20 protein-coding genes and 1 tRNA gene are annotated in these 23,132 nt (G+C 38.0%); 9 read left to right on the top strand and 12 right to left on the bottom strand.

What is annotated here, in order from left to right; all coding sequences use genetic code 11:
• Positions 1-915, bottom strand: a 915-nt coding sequence (gene rssB / locus JEP36_RS10220; RefSeq protein ID WP_198630162.1) for a two-component system response regulator RssB, incomplete at its 3' end; no start/stop codon positions are given.
• Positions 916-1,064: 149 nt separating this feature from the next.
• Between rssB and JEP36_RS10215 the strand changes: the two genes are divergently transcribed.
• The 3 genes from JEP36_RS10215 (at position 1,065) to JEP36_RS10205 (ending at position 2,765) form a co-directional block, all read left to right on the top strand.
• Positions 1,065-1,538, top strand: a complete 474-nt coding sequence (locus JEP36_RS10215) for a YchJ family protein (RefSeq protein WP_198619927.1) — start codon at positions 1,065-1,067, stop codon at positions 1,536-1,538.
• A 38-nt stretch (positions 1,539-1,576) separates the two neighbouring features.
• Complete coding sequence (gene purU, locus JEP36_RS10210; protein ID WP_069368973.1) at positions 1,577-2,425, top strand: formyltetrahydrofolate deformylase; 849 nt, start codon at positions 1,577-1,579, stop codon at positions 2,423-2,425.
• 255 nt (positions 2,426-2,680) lie between these two features.
• Positions 2,681-2,765, top strand: a tRNA-Tyr gene (locus JEP36_RS10205).
• 32 nt (positions 2,766-2,797) lie between these two features.
• On the opposite strand, the gene JEP36_RS10200 is transcribed toward JEP36_RS10205, so the two are convergent.
• Positions 2,798-3,661, bottom strand: coding sequence for a LysR family transcriptional regulator (locus JEP36_RS10200; RefSeq protein WP_198619926.1), 864 nt, complete (start codon positions 3,659-3,661; stop codon positions 2,798-2,800).
• A 448-nt stretch (positions 3,662-4,109) separates the two neighbouring features.
• Between JEP36_RS10200 and xthA the strand changes: the two genes are divergently transcribed.
• Positions 4,110-4,916, top strand: a complete 807-nt coding sequence (gene xthA, locus JEP36_RS10195) for an exodeoxyribonuclease III (RefSeq protein ID WP_198630161.1) — start codon at positions 4,110-4,112, stop codon at positions 4,914-4,916.
• A gap of 68 nt (positions 4,917-4,984) precedes the next feature.
• Here xthA and JEP36_RS10190 read toward each other — a convergent pair whose 3' ends face one another.
• Genes JEP36_RS10190 through JEP36_RS10180 form a run of 3 tightly spaced genes read right to left on the bottom strand, consistent with a single transcriptional unit; the run spans position 4,985 to position 8,561 of the window.
• Positions 4,985-6,946: a DNA topoisomerase III gene (locus JEP36_RS10190; protein WP_198630160.1), complete on the bottom strand. Its 1,962-nt coding sequence runs from the start codon at positions 6,944-6,946 to the stop codon at positions 4,985-4,987.
• Between the two features lie 4 nt (positions 6,947-6,950).
• The gene (gene selD, locus JEP36_RS10185) at positions 6,951-7,994 is read right to left on the bottom strand and encodes a selenide, water dikinase SelD (protein WP_198630159.1); all 1,044 of its coding nucleotides are present in this window, start codon (positions 7,992-7,994) and stop codon (positions 6,951-6,953) included.
• Positions 7,995-8,009: 15 nt separating this feature from the next.
• Positions 8,010-8,561, bottom strand: a complete 552-nt coding sequence (locus JEP36_RS10180; protein WP_023581966.1) for an NAD(P)H nitroreductase — start codon at positions 8,559-8,561, stop codon at positions 8,010-8,012.
• Positions 8,562-9,106: 545 nt separating this feature from the next.
• On the opposite strand from JEP36_RS10180, the gene sppA reads away from it, so the two are divergent.
• From sppA to pncA, 3 genes are all read left to right on the top strand, one after another.
• Entirely contained in the window at positions 9,107-10,963 is a 1,857-nt protein-coding gene (gene sppA / locus JEP36_RS10175) for a signal peptide peptidase SppA (protein ID WP_198630158.1), read from the top strand.
• Positions 10,964-11,208: 245 nt separating this feature from the next.
• The gene (gene ansA / locus JEP36_RS10170) at positions 11,209-12,231 is read left to right on the top strand and encodes an asparaginase (protein WP_109372094.1); all 1,023 of its coding nucleotides are present in this window, start codon (positions 11,209-11,211) and stop codon (positions 12,229-12,231) included.
• A gap of 22 nt (positions 12,232-12,253) precedes the next feature.
• Complete coding sequence (gene pncA / locus JEP36_RS10165) at positions 12,254-12,898, top strand: bifunctional nicotinamidase/pyrazinamidase (protein ID WP_198630157.1); 645 nt, start codon at positions 12,254-12,256, stop codon at positions 12,896-12,898.
• A 107-nt stretch (positions 12,899-13,005) separates the two neighbouring features.
• Here pncA and JEP36_RS10160 read toward each other — a convergent pair whose 3' ends face one another.
• Both JEP36_RS10160 and msrB read right to left on the bottom strand, forming a co-directional pair.
• The gene (locus JEP36_RS10160) at positions 13,006-13,287 is read right to left on the bottom strand and encodes a YeaC family protein (protein WP_100160296.1); all 282 of its coding nucleotides are present in this window, start codon (positions 13,285-13,287) and stop codon (positions 13,006-13,008) included.
• An 81-nt stretch (positions 13,288-13,368) separates the two neighbouring features.
• Positions 13,369-13,806 carry a peptide-methionine (R)-S-oxide reductase MsrB gene (gene msrB, locus JEP36_RS10155; protein WP_196532548.1) on the bottom strand — a complete coding sequence of 146 codons (438 nt, stop codon included), beginning with the start codon at positions 13,804-13,806 and terminating at the stop codon, positions 13,369-13,371.
• A 343-nt stretch (positions 13,807-14,149) separates the two neighbouring features.
• Here msrB and gapA point away from each other — a divergent pair, with 343 nt between their 5' ends.
• Together gapA and JEP36_RS10145 are read left to right on the top strand one after the other, a co-directional pair.
• Positions 14,150-15,145 carry a glyceraldehyde-3-phosphate dehydrogenase gene (gene gapA, locus JEP36_RS10150; protein ID WP_109372088.1) on the top strand — a complete coding sequence of 332 codons (996 nt, stop codon included), beginning with the start codon at positions 14,150-14,152 and terminating at the stop codon, positions 15,143-15,145.
• 114 nt (positions 15,146-15,259) lie between these two features.
• On the top strand, positions 15,260-16,144 hold the full coding sequence (locus JEP36_RS10145) for a D-hexose-6-phosphate mutarotase (protein WP_196532547.1): 885 nt from the start codon (positions 15,260-15,262) through the stop codon (positions 16,142-16,144).
• A gap of 101 nt (positions 16,145-16,245) precedes the next feature.
• Here JEP36_RS10145 and JEP36_RS10140 read toward each other — a convergent pair whose 3' ends face one another.
• The 5 genes from JEP36_RS10140 to fadR form a co-directional block, all read right to left on the bottom strand.
• Positions 16,246-16,998, bottom strand: a complete 753-nt coding sequence (locus JEP36_RS10140) for a MipA/OmpV family protein (RefSeq protein WP_198619918.1) — start codon at positions 16,996-16,998, stop codon at positions 16,246-16,248.
• A gap of 101 nt (positions 16,999-17,099) precedes the next feature.
• A complete protein-coding gene (gene hypF, locus JEP36_RS10135; RefSeq protein ID WP_198630156.1) occupies positions 17,100-19,403 on the bottom strand; it encodes a carbamoyltransferase HypF in 2,304 nt (767 codons plus the stop codon).
• 49 nt (positions 19,404-19,452) lie between these two features.
• A complete protein-coding gene (gene alr / locus JEP36_RS10130; protein ID WP_198619916.1) occupies positions 19,453-20,565 on the bottom strand; it encodes an alanine racemase in 1,113 nt (370 codons plus the stop codon).
• 13 nt (positions 20,566-20,578) lie between these two features.
• Positions 20,579-21,883 (bottom strand): D-amino acid dehydrogenase, encoded by a 1,305-nt coding sequence (locus JEP36_RS10125; RefSeq protein ID WP_109373571.1) that lies wholly within the window; start codon positions 21,881-21,883, stop codon positions 20,579-20,581.
• 474 nt (positions 21,884-22,357) lie between these two features.
• Positions 22,358-23,077 (bottom strand): fatty acid metabolism transcriptional regulator FadR, encoded by a 720-nt coding sequence (gene fadR / locus JEP36_RS10120; RefSeq protein ID WP_109373572.1) that lies wholly within the window; start codon positions 23,075-23,077, stop codon positions 22,358-22,360.
• Positions 23,078-23,132 lie beyond the last annotated feature (55 nt).

Below are 23,132 nucleotides of genomic sequence, written 5' to 3'. Positions count from 1 at the left end.
AAGTTGCAATGTACCTAAGGGAACACCGCTATTTAATTCAAATTTTTTACTTTCTGTTTTTATTTCAGCTTTTAAACCTGCTGAGGCTAATAATATATTTTTTTTCTGCGTATGATAATATCCTAGTGTTATAGGAAATTGTCCTTTTACCCCAATCTCATTAAGCATTTTATTTAGTTTATTCAACATATTATACATACTTGGTAAAGATCGTATTTTTTCTGATGACTTTAATACATCATTAAAAACAACCCGTAAGAGTAAAGCGACCAAAAGCCCATTTTCATCATCTCTCGATATATCGACACAATAGAAGATAATTTGATCTTCGGATAAAGCCGCAATATCAAATAATAAACCCATTTTAGCAATATCATTTAATTGACGATAATTAACACAATATCCCGCAACAATCTGCTTAACCTGTGGTTGCATCTGTTTTATGAACGATTGAATATAATGGGTATCTTTTCGTAAGCTATTCCAAAGTGGTTCTAAATGTATACCTTCTATTAATACTGATTCAAAAAAGCCAGGGCATAATACTTCAATGACTTTTTGTTTTAATTTCTCAAGATGTGTTATTGGCTTAAGAAAAATCTCTTGTGCCCCTAAACGCAACATATCATCTACTTCAGCCATATTATCTGTACATGAAATAGCAATAACAGGAATAGCCAATTTACGTTGTTCAAGATGACATAAAAAAGTGGGACCATTCATTACTGGCATACGGATATCACATAAAATAAGATCAGGAAGCAATCCCCCTTCTAATAAAGATAATGCTTGGCTACCGTTATCTGTTGTATAAACGCAAGCCTTTTCATGTGAGAAATATTCCGTCAACATGGTGCGAAAAACGACCTCATCATCAATTATTAAGATTTTTTTACCCACTAAGGCTTTATTCATTGGTGACTCCGGTAACTATCGTTTCACATGCTGATTAATTAGCGCTACATTATTAGTTTAGTTCAACATTGACGTTAATTATTTCCAATCATTACTTTTTTCAATCTATGGGAAATCGTCATACTGATAACGTGAGTTAGGACATTATTTTGTCAAGTTTATGCCCCTGTAATAGCCAATTATTCTACTCGAATTGCTGTGAGCCTTACCATTTAGGTCAAAAGAACGCCCCAACAGCAGAAGCATTGATGCGTTCGCGTTATAGCGCGTTCGTTAAACATAATGCTGATTACTTAATCAAGACGTGGCATCCCTCTTGTCGTGTTGTCTCCTTGCATGATGAATTAGTTTCTGGCTTTCCAAATACACAATGGCTTGGACTCAATGTTATCTCATCGCAAGTAAGCACAAATAAAAATGAGGCATATGTTGAATTCTCGGCTTGCTTTATTGAAAGAAATGCCGATGATAAACAGTACTTACATGAACGCTCTCGTTTTCTAAAAATAGATGACTGTTGGTTTTATATTGACGGTGTGAAACCGAAAGTGGGGCGAAACGATCCCTGCCCTTGTGGTTCAGGGCGTAAATACAAAAAATGTTGTGAAAATAACATCAAATAACTGCAAACACAGAAGTAAAAGAAAGGATTTATCCATACATGCAACACCAAAATACTCAAAAAAAAATACTGCGTACTATTTGCCCTGATGCAAAAGGACTTATCGCTAAAATCACGAATATTTGCTACAAACATCAATTAAATATTGTTCAAAATAGTGAGTTTGTTGATCATCGTACAGGTCGCTTTTTTATGCGCACCGAGCTTGAAGGTATCTTTAATGATGAAACCTTTCTTGCAGATTTAGATGATGCCTTACCACAAGGCTCAAAACGTGAATTAAATACCGCAGGTCGTCGTCGCATTGTCATTATGGTGACAAAAGAAGCACACTGCTTGGGTGACTTATTAATGAAAAGTGCATTTGGTGATTTGGATGTAGAAATTGCCGCCGTCATTGGTAATCACGATACGTTAAAACATCTAGTAGAACAATTTGGTATTCCTTTCCATCTTGTTAGCCATGAAGGCTTAACCCGTGATCAGCATGATGAAAAGTTAATTGCACAAATTAATCAATACAAACCTGATTATGTTGTACTCGCAAAATACATGCGTGTATTAACACCTGCATTTGTACAAAACTTCCCGAATCAAATTATCAATATTCACCACTCTTTCTTACCTGCCTTTATTGGTGCACGCCCTTACCATCAGGCTTATGAGCGCGGTGTGAAAATCATTGGTGCAACAGCACACTACGTAAATGATAATTTAGATGAAGGCCCAATCATCACTCAAAATGTGATTAATGTTGACCATACGTTTTCTGCTGAAGATATGATGAGAGCCGGTCGAGATGTTGAAAAGAATGTTCTTAGCCATGCTTTATATTGGGTACTTTCACAACGTGTCTTCGTTTACGGTAACAGAACAATCATTTTATAAGTTTTCTGTCACTAATAACGCAAACAGTGTGACTATCTAAATGTAAACCGCGATATAAAACATATCGCGGTTTATTTTTTATCTCTTACTAATAGAGATGATATTGCTTAAAATCAATACGATAGCGCATAAAGCTCGAACGATACGCACAATTTTACAGCAGTCAGTCTGTTTTTAGTAAAATAGCGCTTTACAGATCTCAGGTATTTGGTATTATTGCGCCCGCTGTCACGGACAGCAAAACAATTTAATGTTGGTGGGATACCCAAGCGGCCAAAGGGAGCAGACTGTAAATCTGCCGTCACAGACTTCGAAGGTTCGAATCCTTCTCCCACCACCATCTCCTCTTAGCTTTACCCCAAAAAATTCTTTTTATTTCATTTTATTAATTAAATCCAAAAATCGATTCAATACACTTGAATGATACTTAGATTTATAGATATAACAGCTATACTGAATTTCAGGCTGAATTAATGGTATAAAGCATAAATCTGCTTCATACTCACTTTTCAATGGGTTTTCATCTGTTAATAAAAGAGAATGATGCGTTTGAATAAAACGTAAACAGCAATTAAGATCATCCATTATTCTGACACACACTGTCTTTCCTCTATCCCCAATTTCACTCTCTAATTTTTTTATCTTAGCTGTTTTGTATAATGCCGGATCACATAACCAAATATTTTCACTTAAAAGCCTATCAATATTATTATTCACACTATTCACGAGTGTTTTTTGACAACAAATACCCAAGTGTTTATTTTCTATTTTATGAAGAAGACTAAATTTTTCACTAATAATTTTCTCAGAACTTAATATTAATGTATTACCATCATAGTCGGGTATTTCTTCAAAGTTTTCTCTTGAAAATCGCATTATATTTATATGGGAATAATTTTTATTTGCTGCTTGATAAAACTGAGTTAAATACTGACTTTTTCCCCAATCATAATAAACATGAATGCTATTATTTATAATCCCCGAGATATGTTTTTTAGTTATCTCTTTTTCCTGAAGATAGAGCGATTTCAAATCATTATAAAGCTCAAGACCCTCTTGGGTTAAACTCATACCAAACTTCTCTCGCTTAAATAAACGCTTTCCTAACACGGCTTCAAAGTCTTTGATAGATTTAGCGACGGGAGGCGTCGTGCGATTCATCACCCGCGCCGCTTTACTTAACGAGCCGTTTTCGACTACAGCCATAAAGGCTTCTAACTTACGAGAAAAAAACATAATTCACCATTCCTTTGCTGTGTAGAATAAAATAATTTCATTGATTCATTTAATGTAAATAAAATAGTGATTAATTAATTTAAAAATTAATTTTATATAAAAGCAGTCTTATATAAATATTCTTTTACCTCCTTTTAATGAATACAATTTATAACTACAATATTATTTTTATTATGTCATCATTCTTCACATATAAAGAATAATAATACTTATATTCTTCTATCAAAGATTAGTTTATGTTTCTAGTTTGTTTAATTAATATTTTTTGTTATACAATTAATTATTTTTATTAAATTAGCGCGCTTTATTTAATGGCCTTTATTTTTTATCTCATTTTATCTTTCTCTTGATAAGCTGTGCCATCATTTCAGTGATTTGCTTACATTCATTTTATGATCCTGCTAGTATAAGACATCCTATTATTCAATATATAAATGGTTACAGTCACATGAAATTTGTCTCTTTCAATATTAATGGCTTACGCGCTCGTCCTCACCAACTTGAAGCTATCATAGAAAAACATCAGCCAGATGTTATTGGGCTTCAAGAAACGAAAGTTCATGATGATATGTTTCCATTAGATACGGTGGGTGCCTTGGGTTATCATGTTTTCTATCATGGTCAAAAAGGGCATTATGGAGTTGCCTTACTCACAAAAGAAAAACCTGTCGCAGTACGTAAAGGCTTTCCTGGCGATGAGGATGATGCTCAACGTCGAATGATCATGGCAGATATCGAAACACCAGCGGGTTTATTAACAGTTATGAACGGTTATTTCCCTCAAGGCGAAAGCCGTGATCATGAGACTAAATTTCCAGCAAAAGAAAAATTCTATGCTGACCTGCAAAATTACCTAACCACTAGCTTAAAACCAACCTCTCCAGTACTTATTATGGGTGATTTAAATATTAGCCCAACAGATAAAGATATTGGTATTGGCGAAAATAATATGAAACGTTGGTTAAAAACAGGTAAATGTTCTTTCCTACCAGAAGAGCGGGAATGGCTGGCAACCTTAATAGGTTGGGGGTTAACAGATACATTCCGCCAACAACATCCTGAAGCTGATGATAAATTCTCGTGGTTTGACTATCGTTCTAAAGGGTTTGATGATAACCGAGGCTTACGCATTGACTTACTTCTAGCAAGTCGCTGCTTAGCGGATAATTGTATTTCAACAGGAATTGATTACGAGATCCGTGGAATGGAAAAACCATCTGATCACGCACCAGTTTGGGCTGAATTTAAAATCTAATCAGATAAAATCTTAATTCAGTAAAAGCACTTCCCTAAATAATAAAGGAAGTGCTTTTTTATTTGTGCTTAATTATCAGTAGTTGTTTCTTTACTCTGCACTTTATTTTTCGCGGGGCTTGCTTTGTTACTTCCTTTAGTTGCTGTCTTGCGCTTTTTATTATGCGCGGGTGCGGGAAGATTTCTGAAAGCTTGAATATTTGGACGACGCTTCGCTTGAGTAATCAACTCTATCAAGGTGTTATTTAATGGCATCATAAAATCTTGATATTTAAATTGTTTCTCACTAATTTGCGTGAGTATCGATTCCCAATGTGCAGTCATATCCGGTAAAGTTGCCATATCTGGCAATACATGAATTAATGCTCTACCCGCTGGGGTTGAATTAATGGCTCGCCCTTTCTTTTGCAAAAAACCACGCTTAAATAACAGCTCAATAATTCCCGCTCTTGTCGCCTCAGTGCCTAATCCATCCGTTGCTCTTAGGATTTTCTTAAGCTCTTTATCTTGAACAAAGCGCGCAATTCCGGTCATAGCAGAAAGCAATGTTGCATCAGTAAAAGGTCTTGGAGGCTGCGTTTGCTTTTCAACAATCTCTCCCTTTTCACACAGCAGTTCATCACCTTTAGCCACTATTGGCAATGCAGAGCCGTCATTTTCAGCATCTTGCTCTTTCGCACCTAATAAAACTCGCCATCCTGCTTGCGCTAAAAAACGCGCTTTAGCGATAAACTTGCCATTCTCAATATCAAGTTCAATAACGCATTTACGATAGACAGCATCAGGCATAAATTGCATTAGATATTGGCGAGCCACGAGATAATAAATATTTTTCTCATTTTCACTTAATGAGATATTGCCCGTTTTTGCTGTTGGAATAATCGCATGGTGAGCATCAACTTTTTTATCATCCCAGCAACGATTCTTTTTATCAATATCTAGAGTATCTTGCGGTAATAAGCTTGCGTCATGTGTGCTGATCGCATTAATAACGGCATGGCGGCCAGCAAAATGTTCATCAGGAAGATAACGGCTATCAGAACGCGGATAAGTAATTAATTTATGCGTTTCATATAATCGCTGGCAGGTATCTAAGACTTGTTGTGCGCTTAAACCAAAACGTTTTGCCGCTTCAATTTGTAACGCTGAAAGCGAAAAGGGTAATGGGGCAATTTCAGACTCTTGTTTATCTTGGTAATCTGTAACATTCGCTGGCTTGCCTTGAATTCTCTCAACAACATGCTCTGCAAGTTTACGATTTAATAATCGCCCTTCTTCATCTTGCCAAGGTTCACAATGTTCACTTGGTTGCCAAATCGCGGTAAAGCGTTCATCGGCAGGTGTTACAACATGTGCTTTAACTTCAAAAAAATCTTTAGGAACGAAGTTTTCAATTTCTTCATCACGCCGAACCACTAAGCCTAATACTGGCGTTTGTACTCGCCCTACTGACAATACACCTTGATAACCATTACGCTGACCTAATAGCGTATACGCTCGAGTCATGTTAATACCATAAAGCCAATCTGCTCTTGCTCGCGCTAAAGCAGATACGCACAATGGTACAAACTCATGGTTATAACGTAGCTTATCAATAGCTCGCGTCACTGCCGCTGGGTTTAAGTCATTAATTAAGCAACGACGCGCCTGTTTTCTTTGCTCTTCACTGATATTTAAATAGTTAAGTACTTCATCGACTAAGAGCTGACCTTCACGATCGGGGTCCCCCGCATGGATCACTTCTTTTGCCTGCTTAAGTAGTGTTTTGATGGTTTCTAGCTGCTTTTTAACATCAGCTCGGGGCTTGAGTTGCCATTTTTCAGGAATAATGGGCAAATCATCTAACGACCAGCGGGCGTACCGCGGGTCGTATGCATCCGGCTCAGCTTGTTCAAGTAAGTGACCAACACACCACGTCACATACTGGTTATCACCACAAAGAATAAAGCCATCGCCCCGTTTATGGGGCTTTGGCAATACATCAGCAATAGCGCGAGCAAGGCTGGGTTTTTCTGCAATAAATAATCTCATTACGTTAGTTAGTCACTTCAATCAACGCTTTTCCTGCCACTGGCTCAGTTAACTCACCGATAGAGGTTAGTTCAATATCAAAACGAGCAGCGACCTCTTTAACCTGTTCCACGGCTTCAGGTAATACAGCTAATAATAAGCCACCTGATGTTTGCGGATCACAGAGTAATTTACGTTGCATTTCAGTGATCTCACCAATTAAATGACCATAACTTTCAAAGTTACGACCTGTACCACCAGGAACACAGCCTTGTTCAATATAAGACTCTACTTCTGGCAATCTTGGGACTCGTGAGAAATGAATGGTGGCTTGTACACCAGAGCCATCACAGATTTCGCTTAAATGCCCTAATAAACCGAATCCTGTAACGTCTGTCATTGCAGTGACGCCTTCGATATCAGAAAAATCAGAACCGGCTTTATTCATACGGCACATAATTTCTGTTGCTAAACCTTGGTGCTCTGGTTTTAACAAACCTTTTTTCTCAGCCGTTGTTAATACACCAATACCCAAAGGTTTAGTTAAAAAGAGCTGACATCCTACTTTAGCTTCACTGTTTTTCTTCACTTTGCTCACAGGCACGACACCTGTAACGGCAAGGCCAAAAATAGGTTCTGGCGCATCAATTGAGTGACCACCAGCCAGTGAAATGCCTGCTTCTTGGCAAGCGGCTCGACCACCCTCAATCACTTCACGCGCAATTTCAGGTGCCAGTTTACTAATAGGCCAGCCTAAAATAGCGATTGCCATAATAGGTTTTCCGCCCATTGCAAAAATATCACTGATTGCATTCGTTGCAGCGATACGCCCAAAATCATAAGGATTATCAACGATTGGCATAAAGAAATCAGTAGTACTGATAATACCTGTGCCATTTCCTAAATCATAAACAGCAGCATCATCTTTGGTTTCATTACCTACAAGTAAGTGAGGATCATGAAACTTAGCTTGTTCGCTATGTAAAATGGTTTCTAAAACTTTTGGCGAGATCTTACAACCACAACCTGCACCATGACTGTATTGTGTTAAACGAATTGCTTCAGACATAACATGCCATCCTTTTTAAAAATAAGTCACAAAATCAGTTAAGTCAGCAGGAGAAACCGTCATTGGCGCTTTCAGGGCTGGCGTGCCTAAATAAAGGAAACCAATAATCTGGTCATGTTCACCACAGCCAAGTCCTTCTCTTACAACTGCATCATGAGTCCAAGAGCCTGAACGCCAAATCCCCCCAAATCCTTGAGCAACAGCGGCCATTTGCATTGCTTGTACACTACAACCGGCTGCAACAACTTGCTCCCATTCAGGAACTTTAGGATGATCTTTCACTTTCGCAATGACCGTGATGATCAATGGGGCACGAAAAGGTGCATTTTTTGCTTTTTCTTCAACTTCTGGCCCTAAATTACCCACAACCGCGGCTTTATGTAGTAATTGGCTAAAGCGTTCAATGCCTTCATTTTGCATCACAACGAAATGCCACGGCTTAAGTGCACCATGATCAGGCGCGCGCATACCGGCTTGTAAAATAGTATTGAGGGCTTCACTATCGGGGGCTGGAGTAGTCAGTCGGGAAGCTGAACGGCGGTTCAAAAGCAGTGTTAATGCATCCATTTTTATTCTCCTGTCAGCATTTTATTTTAGCAAGATCCCATTCTTATGGGGATGGACAGTTCTTATCAATTCGCAGTATAACAAACTGTTATATTACCACCATCCGCAGATTTAGGCGGGAATTTTTCTAAAAATCAGGTGTGTGGTCATTTAATCGTAATTTATTGTTCATAAAATGATTAATCTTAGCTTACTAAGTTAATTTAAGCTGATTTTGATCCTATTTTTCTTTTTAATTTGACGATTTTCTATATTACTTTGATGCTTTTTTGTGTGAATTTATTTAACTATTTTTACGTAAGATAAATGTTTGCTTAATAACATCTTAAGTAAAAAGTTATCATTAGTGTTTTCCTAAAAATCAATGACAGACATTCAATAAGAGCTATATTAGAATATTCCTTTATTGTTATTACTATTCTCTCTATTGATAACAACATTTTTTGTTTTAATAGTATGAGATTATGTAGATGTAGCCTGCTTACCAATAATTCTAGCATGACTGTTTAGGATTAAATTTTAGCTTTACATGATGTGGAGATAATATGAATAAAATTATGGAGTTAATCGGCGCAATATTAAAATTCAGTTGGCAAGCCATTAACTTTATCAGAAAATTAATCTTAAACGTTATTTTCTTTTTCCTTCTCTTTGTGGTCATTGGTATTTTCTTAATTAGCAAAGAAGCACAAAAACCAATGGATTATGAAGGCGCCCTTCTTGTTGATCTTAAAGGTGTGATTGTTGACCAAACTGCAACCCAAAATCCTTTAGGGGAAGTTGGGCGTGAGCTTTTAGGCGTTTCGGGTAGCCAGCTCCAAGAAAATTCATTATTTGAAGTCGTCGATACACTACGCCTAGCCTCTCAAGATCCGAAAATTAAAGGTATAGTGCTTAAACTTGATGAATTTGTCGGCGCAGATCAGCCTTCGCTAAATTATATTGGTAAGGCACTTACTGAATTTAAAAAAACAGGCAAACCGATTTTTGCAGTGAGTGGCTATTACAGTCAGCCGCAATATTATCTCGCTTCTTATGCAGATAAAATTTATCTCACACCTCAAGGTGCAGTGGGTGTTTATGGTTTTGGCTTTCAAAATCTCTATTACAAAACACTGTTAGAAAATTTAAAAGTAAGTACTCATATTTTCCGCGTAGGAACGTATAAATCTGCGGTTGAACCGTTAATGCGCAATGATATGTCTGCGGAATCTCGAGAAGCTTCATTACGTTTAGTTAATGCGCTGTGGTCTACTTATTTAACCCAAGTGGCAGAAAACCGTAGCATTACCACAGAAGATGTTTTCCCAGGTGCAAAAGAGATGATTGCACAGCTACGCAATGCAGATGGGGATAACGCAACTTATGCGCTAAATCGTAAATTAGTGGATTCTGTCAGCTCATACGCTCAATTTGAAGCTGATATGACAGAAACCTTTCAGTGGGATAAAGAGAACAAGCAATTTAACAATATCAGTATTTATGATTATGCCGATACGTTAACTTCATCATTACCTGCAAATGATGAAGGTAATATTGCCGTAGTCGTTGTTCAAGGCGCCATTATTGACGGCGAAAGCATTCCGGGCTCCGCAGGCGGTTCCACCATTGCAAATCAAATTCGCCAAGCCCGTTTAGATCCTAATATTCGAGCACTTGTATTACGTGTAAATAGCCCAGGTGGTAGTGTTTCAGCATCAGAACAAATTCGCAGTGAAGTTGAAGCCTTTAAACAGCAGAAAAAACATGTGGTTGTTTCAATGGGAGGATTAGCAGCATCAGGAGGATATTGGATCTCCACACCTGCAAATAAGATTATTGCTAGTCCTTCAACATTAACGGGTTCTATTGGTATTTTCGGTGTTATTAATACCTTTGAAAACAGCCTAGAGTCTATTGGTGTTTATACCGATGGTGTCACAACATCACCTTTAGCAGGATTATCTGTCACCAATAAGTTGCCTGAAGAATTTGCCGAGTTGTTACAACTGAATATCGAAAGTGGTTATAAAACATTTCTTAATTTAGTGGCTGAATCTCGTAAAAAAACGCCAGCTCAAATTGATCGTATTGCTCAAGGTCGAGTGTGGGTAGGAATAGATGCAAAAAATGTGGGCTTAGTCGATGAGTTTGGTGATTTTGATGATGCCATTGATGCCGTTGCTAAAATGGCAAAAATTAAAGAGCCTGTTATTGATTGGATGAAGCCAGAATTAAGTCTCTCTGAACAGATAATCATGAGCTTATCAAATAATGCAAAAGCTATTATCCCTGATCCATTACAAGCTTATTTACCAGCCCCTGTTTTAAGAGAAGTAAAATCACAAACGGAGTTTTATCGCAATATGAATGATCCGCTTAACCGCTATGCGTATTGCTTATCTTGTGGTGATATTCAATAGCCGTTTTTGTCTCAACACCTGCTCTTTCAGAGCAGGTGTTTTTCTCTTTTTTTCCTGACTTTGTTTAGCATAATATACTGACGATTATTTTTTGCCCGTTTTTATCAATAGTATTTTTAACACAATGATTTAAAGTAGATATTCATTAATCTCTATTTTCTTTTTTTAGCATCCTTTCCTTTTTTTATTCTGTAAACTCCCTATAATCAGGTATTTCTCACAGCCTAATAAGAGTGTTTTGTCTGATGCAAAAGAAATCAATCTACGTTGTATACACGGGTGGTACTATTGGTATGCAACATTCTGAACACGGCTATATTCCTGTATCAGGACATTTACAACGCCAATTAGCCAAAATGCCAGAGTTCCATCGCGAAGAAATGCCTGATTTCACAATCAAAGAGCATCTTCCGCTGATCGACTCTTCAAATATTACCCCTGAAGATTGGCAATCTATTGCTGATGATATTAGTGAAAATTATCACAACTATGATGGATTCGTTATTCTTCATGGTACTGATACAATGGCATTTACTGCTTCTGCACTCTCTTTTATGTTTGAGAATCTTAGCAAGCCTATTATTGTTACTGGCTCTCAAATTCCTTTAGAAGCCTTACGGTCTGATGGGCAAACAAACCTATTAAATGCGCTTTATCTCGCTGCTCATCATCCAATTAATGAAGTGGCTCTATTTTTCAATAACACGCTGTATCGCGGAAACCGCACCGTAAAAGCACATGCCGACGGCTTTAATGCCTTTGCATCGCCAAATAGCGCACCACTGTTAGAAGCGGGCATTAATATTAAACAATTTAAAATTAATTCCTTTCCTAAAGGAAATGGTGAATTTACTGCACATAATATTACGCCTCAACCTATCGGTGTTGTCACAATTTATCCGGGTCTTTCCGATGAAGTCGTTAAAAACATCCTGATGCAACCTGTGAAAGCCTTAATATTGCGCTCTTATGGTGTCGGTAATGCACCATCACACCCAGCTTTACTTTCTACCCTACGTGAAGCAACAGAGCGTGGTATTGTTGTTATCAACCTTACACAATGTATTTCTGGCCGAGTGAATATGGAAGGTTATGCAACAGGTCAAGCATTAGCGGAAGTTGGGGTGATCAGTGGCTTTGATATGACATTTGAAGCAACATTAACTAAACTGCATTATCTTCTTAGCCAACAATATAATTACACTGAAATCTGCCGACTAATGCAACAAAACCTACGCGGTGAAATGACATTAGACGATAACGACTAAGTTTAATCTAAAGGTAAAAGTGGTGAAAAATTCTGCACTGTTATTGGTTGATATACAAAATGATTTTTGTACAGGTGGTGCATTAGCTGTTAATGAAAGCGACATAGTTATACAAACAGCCAATCAACTTATTCATAGTTTCAAGCAATCTAAAAATCCTATTATCGCCAGTTTAGACTGGCATCCAGCCGATCATCTTAGCTTTGCTGAAAATTCAGGCACAGTTGTGGGAGAGGTAGGTACTCTTAATGGATTACCACAAGTTTGGTGGCCAATACATTGCGTACAAAATTCTTATGGCGCTGCATTTCATCCTGAATTAAACCAAGCACTGATTAATCATATTATTTACAAAGGGCAAAATCACCTTATTGATAGTTATAGTGCTTTTTTTGATAACGACCATGAATACCAAACAGGTTTGCATACACTTTTGCAGACATTAAATATAAAACATCTTTATATTTTAGGAATTGCTACGGATTACTGTGTCAAATTTACAGTGCTAGATGCGTTGTTATTAGGATATCAGGTTTCAGTTGTTACAGACGGTTGTCGCGGTGTCAATATTCAAGATGACGATAGCGAAAAAGCACTAGAAGAGATGAGAGCAAAAGGCGCAGCATTAATTGATTCAGCACATTGGCTTAATCGTAACAATCAATAAGTTCGTTATTTTCTTTATCTTCATAAAATGAAAAAGGGGCTAATTTTAACCAATTCGGTTAATAAATAGCCTCTTTTTATATTTATTCTATCCATTCAACACAGGTTTTATTCATCATCCATTGGCGTTAACGTCGCTAAGCGTTCAGATTGAAACTGAGCTTTTAATTCTTGTTTGCTCTTCATGGTAATTTGTCCATTAGTGCCTACCGTCATATGCTCAGGTGTGTGGTTATTTTTCGCCTGCCATAATAAAACAATCTGCATGCAATGTTCTTTTTGCTCATCGGTCAATGCAACACCATCAGGCCATTTACCTAGTTCAACTGCGGTTGAAATACGCTGATAAATTTCAGGGGTTACCATCGAAATAAGTTCATTAACTTCCATTGATTGCTCCATAAGCTAAATAATCATTTGAAATGGCTGAATCGTTTTTTCAATTGTTATTATTTTGTTAACTTAATTGAGTTAACCGACTTGTTTTTCGCCTGTTTCACTATTCGTAAATGAAAGAGATGCTGAATTAACACAATAACGCTCCCCTGTTGGGGCTGGGCCATCATTAAAAACATGACCTAAATGTGCATCACATTGCTGACAACGGATTTCAGTTCTTTTCATATTATGAGAAAAATCATCAATATAGCGAATTGCATTATCACTAACAGGTTGATAAAAGCTTGGCCAACCACATCCCGCATCAAATTTTGTATCTGAATAAAACAGAGGAGCAGAACAACATAAACAGTGATAAATTCCTGTTTGACGGTTGTGTAATAATTTACCACTAAATGGCGGTTCTGTGCCTTGCTGTTGCGTTACATAACGTTGCATTTCGTTGAGTGTTGATAAATCAAGGTGATTGTTATTACTTGAAATATTCACTTTCTTTTCATTATCTGCCATATCGACCTCTTGCCCAGAAAAATGCTTTTTAAAACAACAGTGAATAATAACAAAGATTTAACAACAAATCTGGAAAATATGGTCTAAAATCATCAAGAGTAATCTTTAGTTTTTGAAATGTGATGAATTTCACATAACGGAGCAAAGGTAACTTCATTTATCGGCGTTGATCCCGATAATACACAGCGTAACATTTGGCTAAAACGACCAATCTTTAAGCGAAAAGTGTTTTTTTAATTGATTTTTTGCAATTATTGACACGATTCCGCTTGACGATTGGCGCGGTTTTGGTAACTTTAGAAGCAACTTTTTAATTCACTAAATTAAAGCTGGTGGAATACATATGACTATCAAAGTAGGTATTAATGGTTTTGGTCGTATCGGCCGCATCGTTTTCCGTGCTGCTCAAGAACGTTCAGATATCGAAATCGTAGGTATTAACGATCTGTTAGACGCAGACTACATGGCATACATGCTGAAATACGATTCAACTCATGGCCGTTTCAACGGTACTGTTGAAGTAAAAGATGGCCACCTCGTTGTTAATGGTAAAACCATCCGCGTAACTTCAGAAAGAGATCCAGCAAATCTGAAATGGAACGAAGTCGGTGCTGACGTTGTTGCAGAAGCAACTGGTCTGTTCTTAACTGATGAAACCGCTCGTAAACACATCCAAGCTGGTGCGAAAAAAGTTGTTCTGACTGGTCCTTCAAAAGACAACACACCAATGTTCGTAATGGGCGTAAACCATAAATCATACGCAGGCCAAGATATCGTTTCTAACGCATCTTGTACTACTAACTGCTTAGCGCCTTTAGCTAAAGTTATCAACGATAACTTCGGTATCGTTGAAGGTCTGATGACTACTGTTCACGCAACAACTGCAACTCAACGTACTGTTGATGGTCCATCTGCAAAAGACTGGCGTGGTGGTCGTGGTGCTTCTCAAAACATCATCCCATCATCAACTGGTGCTGCTAAAGCGGTAGGTAAAGTTATCCCTGAACTGAACGGCAAACTGACTGGTATGTCTTTCCGTGTTCCTACTCCTAACGTTTCTGTTGTTGATCTGACTGCACGTCTGGAAAAACCAGCAACTTACGCTCAAATCTGTGACGCTATCAAAGCAGCAGCTGAAGGCGAACTGAAAGGCGTTCTGGGCTACACTGAAGATGCAGTTGTTTCAACTGACTTCAACGGTGAAGTTCTGACTTCAGTATTTGATGCTAAAGCAGGTATCGCACTGAACGACAACTTTGTTAAATTAGTTGCTTGGTACGATAACGAAGTTGGTTATTCAAACAAAGTTCTGGATCTGATTTCTCATATCTCTAAATAATTAGAGTTTAGAAAGTCACGATTTCTTTTAGAGCCACCTTTTCGGTGGCTCTTTTATTTTCTAGCCAGTCAGTTTATTGTATTGAAATAGTCAGTGACATAAGGTCATAAAATAATGAATGAGAAAATTTTTTCTTTGCCGATTATTGAACAAATATCACCTTACTTAAGTCGTCGGCAATTAGGCGAACTTCCTATCCTTGTTATTTCACATCCTAAAGTACGCGCAGCTATCAGTCTTCAAGGCGCACATTTAATTGCTTGGCAACCCGCACAAGAGCATCCTGTATTTTGGGTAAGCGAAGCCTCTCTCTTCACTCCCGGTGTTGCCATTCGTGGTGGTATTCCTATTTGCTGGCCTTGGTTTGCTTCAGCAGGTACACCAAGCCATGGATTTGCACGAATTCTTCCTTGGGAATTTAGTGCTCACACAGAGCAAGAGGATGGCGTACTCATTACCATGACACTAAAAGAGAGCCAGCAGACGCAGAAATATTGGCCTCATGAGTTTACGGTTATTGCTCGCTTTAAATTAGGCGCAACCTGTGAGGTTGAATTAGAATCTTACGGTGATTATGAAGCGACAGCCGCCCTTCACTCTTATTTTAATGTGAGTGACATTGATAATGTCTCTGTAACTGGCTTAGGAGGCCACTACATTGACACCGTGGCAGATAAAGAGGTTTACACTGATGAAACCTCATTACGCTTCAATGGACGCACTGACAGGCTTTATACAGAGCCTGACGATTTTAATCTTATTCATGATGATGGCTGGGATCGCACAATTGAGGTTCATCATTACCATCATAGTGATGTGGTATGTTGGAACCCCGGTGCAGAACTCGCAAGTTCAATGAAAGATATGAGCACAGGTGGCTATCGTAAAATGGCTTGCGTAGAAACCGCTCGTATCCACCAACCATTAAAACCAGATAACGTTCATCCTGGTCGCTTATCTCTGGTAGTTCGTGTTCGTAAAAATATTGCCGAAAAATAAAGTATTACTGATATCTTGCCACCATAAAAAAGCTTCGAGTTTGAATCGAAGCTTTTTTTATTATGGCTAATCTTACTAAATTCTAGTTAGATTTTCGCTAATTAGAATGCGTAAGTCACACCTGTCCACACAATCGCTGTAACAGATTTATTCACCATTGGGCTGTCTTTCACTTCACTTGGTAAATGGTCAACACGTCCCATCGCAAAGAAATTCCAGTTTTCAGCAAACTTATAGTTCGCCGATAGCTCTACATACGGTCTCCAGCTATCATTTGGCGTATATTCTGCTAAACCACTACGTTGAGATTCTGCGTGAGTAATACCATAAGCGTAACGGTTTTGCTTTTTGTTTTCCCAAACAACACCTGCACCTGGTTGTAAAGACCAGTTACCAAATTCGAAAGGATATAAATAAGCGGCGTCAGCGATAATACCGTTACTTTTGCCTAGCATATCACCAGAAACGATCGCTCTTAAGCTACCCCATGATTCGTGGTGTTTATAAGTAAAGCCACCCATCATAGTGTCACGGCGACGATTCAGTTTTTTCATTTGCTCATCGTCACTATCGCTTGGTTTAAAGGCTTGAGGATAGTAGTGTAAATCAACAGAAAGTTGATCTTTCGGTGTATTCCATAGGTAATATCCCGCCGCTAACGTTGCGAAATAGAAATTCTCTGATTGGTAATTAACTTGCGGTACTGGTAATAAATAATCTTTTGATTTAGCCCCTTTATAAGGAGTGACTTGTGCTAAAACTGAACCACCAATTGACCATTCTCCAGCAAATGCTGCTGGCGTGCTTAATCCTGCAATAACGGCCAAAGAAACGATAATCTTCTTATTACTCACGATGATTTTCCATATTGTCATTAATCATTAATAAAGTAGCAACCAAAAACCTATTTCAGTCACAACTAACTAAAACTGGCATTATTTTACCTATAATTATTTTATTTTTGCATTAAATGTGTAGCAATCAATGCTTGCCCTAATGCAATACCGCCATCACCAGCAGGTAACATCATAGGTGTTAATACTTTTTTATTGTTTAATTTTTTCTTAAACAGGTGTTTGAGTAGCATGTTATTTAACACACCCCCCGTAAGTACAATGGTATCAATCTGATGTTCATCCGCACATTGCAATGCAATTTCGCTTAAACTTTCAGCTAATAAATAATGAAATAACCACGCTTTTTCACTGACATTAAGATCAACATCCTCCCATTGTGTCCAAAAAACAGATAGATCAAGCAAGTTGTTTTTTACAGGCATCAAATGCCCATATTGCTTAATAATTTCTGTTTGTTTGTCTTGATGACACTGTAATGCCGCCGTTTGTAAGTAACATGCAGCTTCACCTTCCCAACTTATTTCTTTAGGCCCTAATCCTAATGATGCTGAAACTGCATCAAAAAACCGACCACAAGAAGAGGCTTTAGGCGAATTTAAACCACGTTCTACTGCCTTACTTAATATTTGCAAATCATTACTAGGTATCATTTTGGCGATAACACTACCTTGCCAATCTTTAGAAAAAGTAGCTAAATGTGCGAACCAGTTTCGCCAAGGTTGAACTGAGGCAAGATTGCCTCCTGGCATAGCAACCGCAGGAAGCCCACCAATCCGTTCTGATTTTTGATAATCCACCAGCAAACATTCTCCACCCCATAAAGTCCCGTCTTGTCCCAAACCTAATCCATCAAGAGCAATACCAATAACAGCACCTTGTTGATGTGTATGACCATGTTCAGCAAGACAAGAAACAATATGTGCATGATGATGAGAGACTTCAATAACCGGAATATTTTGCTCTTGAGCAAACTGCTTACCCAACTGATGACTGATGTAGTTAGGATGTGCATCTATTGCAATTGCTTTAGGGGTGAAGCGATAAATTTGTTGGAAGAGAGCCAACGATTTTACCAACTGTTGTCGCACGCTTAAATCATCAAGATCCCCTAAATGAGGCCCCATAATGGCTTGATGCTGACGTAATAAGCAAAATACATTTTTGAGATCGCCCCCCATTGCAAGCACTGACGGTTGCGCCTCAAAATCTTCAGGTAATGAAATCGCATCAGGTACATATCCGCGAGAACGTCGGATCATGACGCTCTGTTTACCCTCAATACGAACTAATGAATCATCCGCCCTTTGTATAATTTCTCTATTATGCATTAAGAATAAATCTGCAATATCTTTCAATTGCATTAAGGCATCTTCATTACTTAATGCTGGTGTATGGCCTGATGCATTTCCTGATGTCATAACAAGAGGAATGTTCGTACCACGCGCTAATAGATGTTGCAGTGGATTGGCTGGCAACATAACACCAATTTCAGTTAATCCCGGCGCAATAAGCTCCGCAAGTTTAGGTGTAACAGTTTTAGGGACTAATACAATTGGGGCTGCGGTGCTTTGCAATGTTTGGATAGCTGTAGGAAGAAAATCGAGATCTTGCTTATCTGCTTTAATTTGATCAATTCCTGTGATCATCACAGCTAATGGCTTTGCGGGTCGGTACTTGCGTTCGCGTAATAATGCAACGCTCTCATTATTACGTGCATCACACACTAAATGAAAACCACCAATACCTTTAACTGCAACAATTTTTCCAGCAAGTAATGCTTCACAAGCTTGGGTTAATGCAAGCTCTTTCGTTGCTAACTCTTTACCCTGATTATCTGCAAGCCAGATATGAGGCCCACATACAGGGCATGCATTAGGCTGAGCATGAAACCGTCTATCTGCGGGATCTTCATATTCATGTTTACATTCAGGGCAGAATGGAAATTCAGACATAGAAGTAAAAGGCCTGTCATAAGGCATTTTTTTTATAATAGTAAAACGAGGGCCACAATGTGTGCAGTTAATAAAAGGATAATGATAACGACGATTTTGTGGGTCAAACAATTCATCAATGCAAGCTTGGCAAGTTGTTGCATCAGGAACAACTTGTGTATCCATTTCGCCACCACCACTTTTTACAATAATAAAATCAGTAGGTAGCTGTTCCCATTGATAAGGTGATTCTTCTATACGTTCAATACGTGCTAATGGTGGGCATTCTGCTTTTAATGCCTCTATAAAGAGTGCATTTTTAGGTGAAGGCGTTAAATGTATCAATACCCCCAAACTATCATTGCTCACTTGCCCTAATAAACCAAAACGATGAGCTAATTGCCAAACAAATGGGCGAAATCCAACGCCTTGAACCTTTCCTTTCACACGCAATGCAATGCCATTACTCATAGGATCACCAAATCAAAATAAATTTAATCTTATTCTAGTTTAGTGATTATCAACAACTTTCATTTAGATCAGAAAAAGTGGAATTAGGTAAATTTATCATCACTTCAACAATAACTCTTGGTGCTATTGCACACAGTAATTCGTAACCAATAGTGCCACATGCCATTGCAACATCATCAACAGGAAGTTCTTTCCCCCATAATTCAACTGGACTACCGTAATTGACATCAGGAAAATCCGTAACATCAATGGTTAGCATATCCATAGAGATGCGCCCTACCAATTGTGTTTTATGTCCATTAACAATAACAGGTGTACCGTCTGGTGCGTGTCTTGGATAACCATCAGCATAACCACAGGCAACAACACCGATCCGCATATCACGCTCAGCGGTATATCGGCTACCATAACCTATCTGCTCACCTTTTTTGACTTGTTGAATGGCTAATATTTCACTATTAAATGTCATTACGGGTTGTAAATCGAAATTAGCAATATCTTGCCAAACACCCGAAGGAGAAACACCATATAAAATAATACCTGGGCGTACCCAATCTTGATAAGTTTCAGGATCAAATAACGTTGCAGCTGAATTTGCCAAACACCGAGGTAATTCATTTACCATTGCCTGATTAATGGCGGCCTTTTGTGCATTCATGTTCAATCCAGTATCTGCATTAGCAAAATGCGACATTTGGATAATTGAACCAATATTTTTGATACTTTTCGCACGATCAATCGCTTGTTGATAAGCATCAGGACGATAACCTAAACGGTTCATTCCGCTATTAAGCTTAAGATAAATATTGATAGGTCTTTCTAATTGTGCTTTTTCTATGGCATCAAATTGCCAATCTGAATGCACTGCGGTGGTAAGTGAATAGCGCTCGAGTAAATAGACATCTTCTGGTTTAAAAAAACCTTCGAGTAAAAGGATGGGACCAACCCATCCTTGCTCTCTTAACATGATAGCTTTGTCTAACTCAATTAATGCAAAACCATCAGTATGACTTAATGCCGGCCAAACACAGGATAATCCATGTCCATAAGCATCTGCTTTTACAACAGACCACACTTTGCTGCCTCTGACTCTCTCTTTAATAACAGATAGATTATGGCTTAATGCATCGAGGTTAATGGTTACTTTTGTGGGTCTGGACATGTTTTTTCCTCAATTAATAAGCTGCATCAAGTTTTTGCCCCGGTAAGAGCAATTTAGTATTAAAGCCATCGATATACCGAAACACAGATAAATCATCAGCGGCAATAGCAGGTTTATTCCCTGAAATTAAATCAGCCAATAATTGTCCAGAGCCACATGCCATTGTCCAACCTAATGTGCCGTGCCCTGTATTTAATGATAAATTGCGATAAGCCGTAGGTCCTACAATTGGTGTACCATCAGGTGTCATAGGTCTTAAACCTGTCCAAAAAGTGGCTTTCTCAATATCACCACCACCTTGATAGAGATCTTGTACAACCATTTTTAATGTTTCACAGCGCGATTTTAAAATATCCAGATTAAAACCAACGACTTCTGCCATTCCGCCAACACGAATTCGCTCATCAAAACGAGTTACTGCGATTTTATAAGTTTCATCTAAAATAGTGGATGTTGGTGCTCTTGAAGCATCAATAATCGGCATCGTAAGTGAATAACCTTTAAGAGGGTAAACTGGAATAGCGACTTTGTTTTTCAAAAACTCTGTTGAATAAGAGCCCATGGCAACAACATAATGATCGGCTGTTAATAATCCATCATGACATTGAACACCCGCTACTTTATCACCATCAAATAACAAATGTTTGATTTCTTTGTTAAACAAGAAAGTAACACCTGCATCTTCTGCCATTTTAGCGAGTCTTTTCGTGAAAGTTTGGCAATCACCCGTTTCATCATTTGGTAAACGTAAACCACCTGTCAATTTGTGACTAACATGCTCAAGTGCAGGTTCGGCTAATTTTAGTTGATCCGCAGTTAACAATTCATAAGCAACGCCTTCTTGCTTTAATACAGCAATATCATTGGCTGCATTATCAAATTGCTTTTGATCACGGAAAAGTTGCAGAGTGCCGCCTTGGCGACCTTCATATTCAATGCCAGTGTCTTGGCGTAACTGACGAATGCAATCACGGCTATATTCGGCAATACGCACCATGCGGCTTTTATTCATAGTGTAATGTGACGCATCACAATTACGTAACATTTGCCACATCCAACGTAATTGGAAAAGTGAGCCATCGGGTTTAATCGCTAATGGTGCGTGCTTTTGAAACATCCATTTAACTGCTTTTAATGGAATACCTGGCGCGCCCCAAGGCGTTGCATACCCTGGAGATATTTGGCCTGCATTACCTGCACTCGTCTCTTCAGCTGCACTATTTTGTCTATCAACAACAATGACTTCATGGCCTTGTTGCACAAGATACCACGCACTCGTTACACCAATAACGCCGCCACCTAAGATGATCACTTTCATGGCAAGACTCCAATAATTTACATTGATATAACATAAGAATAATATTCCATACACAAAAAGCCAATATAGAATAATCATCTAAGCCAATAAAAAGATAGATTTTAGAGTTAAGTCACATTTGATTGTTATTCGACAGATGATTTTCAAAAAAAAACATTTAATTAACCAGTAAAATCAATGATATATTATTTTTACTGTAAATTATAAAAATATTGATTAGTAAATTATTTTAAATTGAAGGGATTTTAAGGTGTAGGAAAAGAAAATTGGAACTTTATTAAAATCTAAAAATTAGCTTATTTTAAGATGATAACGCCTAAATTAACTCACTTTGGTTACTCTTTTTACTAAAAATAACCTATTTAAAGCATTGCCTAAAAAATGACACATTGGCTTTTTAAAAAGCATAAAAAAACCAGTATCACAAATTATATGCATACTGGTTTTTCTATTGTGATAAAGCAGCAAACGTAATTAGCGTTTTACTTCTTCTAGGTCACTTGGTAATGGTGACTGTAAACTTTGCCAGATAACACCACTGTCTTTACCATATTGACGGACACATTCCATGACATGCTCGACATCTTTTTGCTCACATAATGCAGCCAGTTTTTTATAGAATGCTAATGCGAGTTCTTTGGCTTGAATATTTGAGAAATAATAACGACCTACGCGCGTATAAAGCCCTTTTAAGCCGTTTAAGATAAGACCATAAATTGGGTTACCTGATGCAAACGCCAATCCACGGAAAATGTTGTAATCCAGTTCACTAAACTCATCAGCGCTATTTTCAGTAGTAAGCTCATGGTTTAAAATTTCAATACATTTTTCAGGGCTATTTCTAAATGCTGTACGTATAAAAATAGCTGAGATATTGGTTCTGACGGCCAATAAGTTATCTATTAACTGTGGTACTCGATCATGATCGAGACGAGCGACTGTTTCAAGGATATTAAGGCCTGATGTTTCCCAGAAATTGTTTACCTTCGTTGGCTTTCCGTGTTGAATTGTTAACCAACCATCACGAGCAAGGCGTTGTAACACTTCTCTTAATGTGGTTCTTGTAACACCGATTAATTCAGAGAGCTCACGTTCCGCTGGAAGAATAGATCCAGGAGGAAAACGATTATTCCAGATGCTTTCAACAATATACTCTTCCGCAAAACCTGCGGGGCTTTGAGCCTTAATAACCATATTTTTATTTCTTCCGAAGCGATTTTTCTGCTAATAATGGAAAAGATAATATCAG

It is taken from the genome of Proteus sp. PR00208 (genome assembly GCF_016238545.1).
Classification (GTDB): domain Bacteria; phylum Pseudomonadota; class Gammaproteobacteria; order Enterobacterales; family Enterobacteriaceae; genus Proteus.
The sequence above is the reverse complement of the archived record's forward strand: the minus strand, read 5'-3'. Positions and strand labels throughout refer to the sequence as shown.

Excerpts from the sequence above, each read along its gene's own strand:
- gapA (WP_109372088.1), top strand. The coding sequence starts at position 14,150 with ATGACTATCAAAGTAGGTATTAATGGTTTTGGTCGTATCGGCCGCATC.
- xthA (WP_198630161.1), top strand. The coding sequence starts at position 4,110 with ATGAAATTTGTCTCTTTCAATATTAATGGCTTACGCGCTCGTCCTCAC.
- JEP36_RS10125 (WP_109373571.1), bottom strand. The coding sequence starts at position 21,883 with ATGAAAGTGATCATCTTAGGTGGCGGCGTTATTGGTGTAACGAGTGCG.
- sppA (WP_198630158.1), top strand. The coding sequence starts at position 9,107 with ATGAATAAAATTATGGAGTTAATCGGCGCAATATTAAAATTCAGTTGG.
- JEP36_RS10160 (WP_100160296.1), bottom strand. The coding sequence starts at position 13,287 with ATGGAAGTTAATGAACTTATTTCGATGGTAACCCCTGAAATTTATCAG.
- purU (WP_069368973.1), top strand. The coding sequence starts at position 1,577 with ATGCAACACCAAAATACTCAAAAAAAAATACTGCGTACTATTTGCCCT.
- hypF (WP_198630156.1), bottom strand. The coding sequence starts at position 19,403 with ATGAGTAATGGCATTGCATTGCGTGTGAAAGGAAAGGTTCAAGGCGTT.
- selD (WP_198630159.1), bottom strand. The coding sequence starts at position 7,994 with ATGTCTGAAGCAATTCGTTTAACACAATACAGTCATGGTGCAGGTTGT.
- JEP36_RS10190 (WP_198630160.1), bottom strand. The coding sequence starts at position 6,946 with ATGAGATTATTTATTGCAGAAAAACCCAGCCTTGCTCGCGCTATTGCT.
- msrB (WP_196532548.1), bottom strand. The coding sequence starts at position 13,806 with ATGGCAGATAATGAAAAGAAAGTGAATATTTCAAGTAATAACAATCAC.
- JEP36_RS10145 (WP_196532547.1), top strand. The coding sequence starts at position 15,260 with ATGAATGAGAAAATTTTTTCTTTGCCGATTATTGAACAAATATCACCT.
- ansA (WP_109372094.1), top strand. The coding sequence starts at position 11,209 with ATGCAAAAGAAATCAATCTACGTTGTATACACGGGTGGTACTATTGGT.
- fadR (WP_109373572.1), bottom strand. The coding sequence starts at position 23,077 with ATGGTTATTAAGGCTCAAAGCCCCGCAGGTTTTGCGGAAGAGTATATT.
- JEP36_RS10200 (WP_198619926.1), bottom strand. The coding sequence starts at position 3,661 with ATGTTTTTTTCTCGTAAGTTAGAAGCCTTTATGGCTGTAGTCGAAAAC.
- alr (WP_198619916.1), bottom strand. The coding sequence starts at position 20,565 with ATGTCCAGACCCACAAAAGTAACCATTAACCTCGATGCATTAAGCCAT.
- JEP36_RS10180 (WP_023581966.1), bottom strand. The coding sequence starts at position 8,561 with ATGGATGCATTAACACTGCTTTTGAACCGCCGTTCAGCTTCCCGACTG.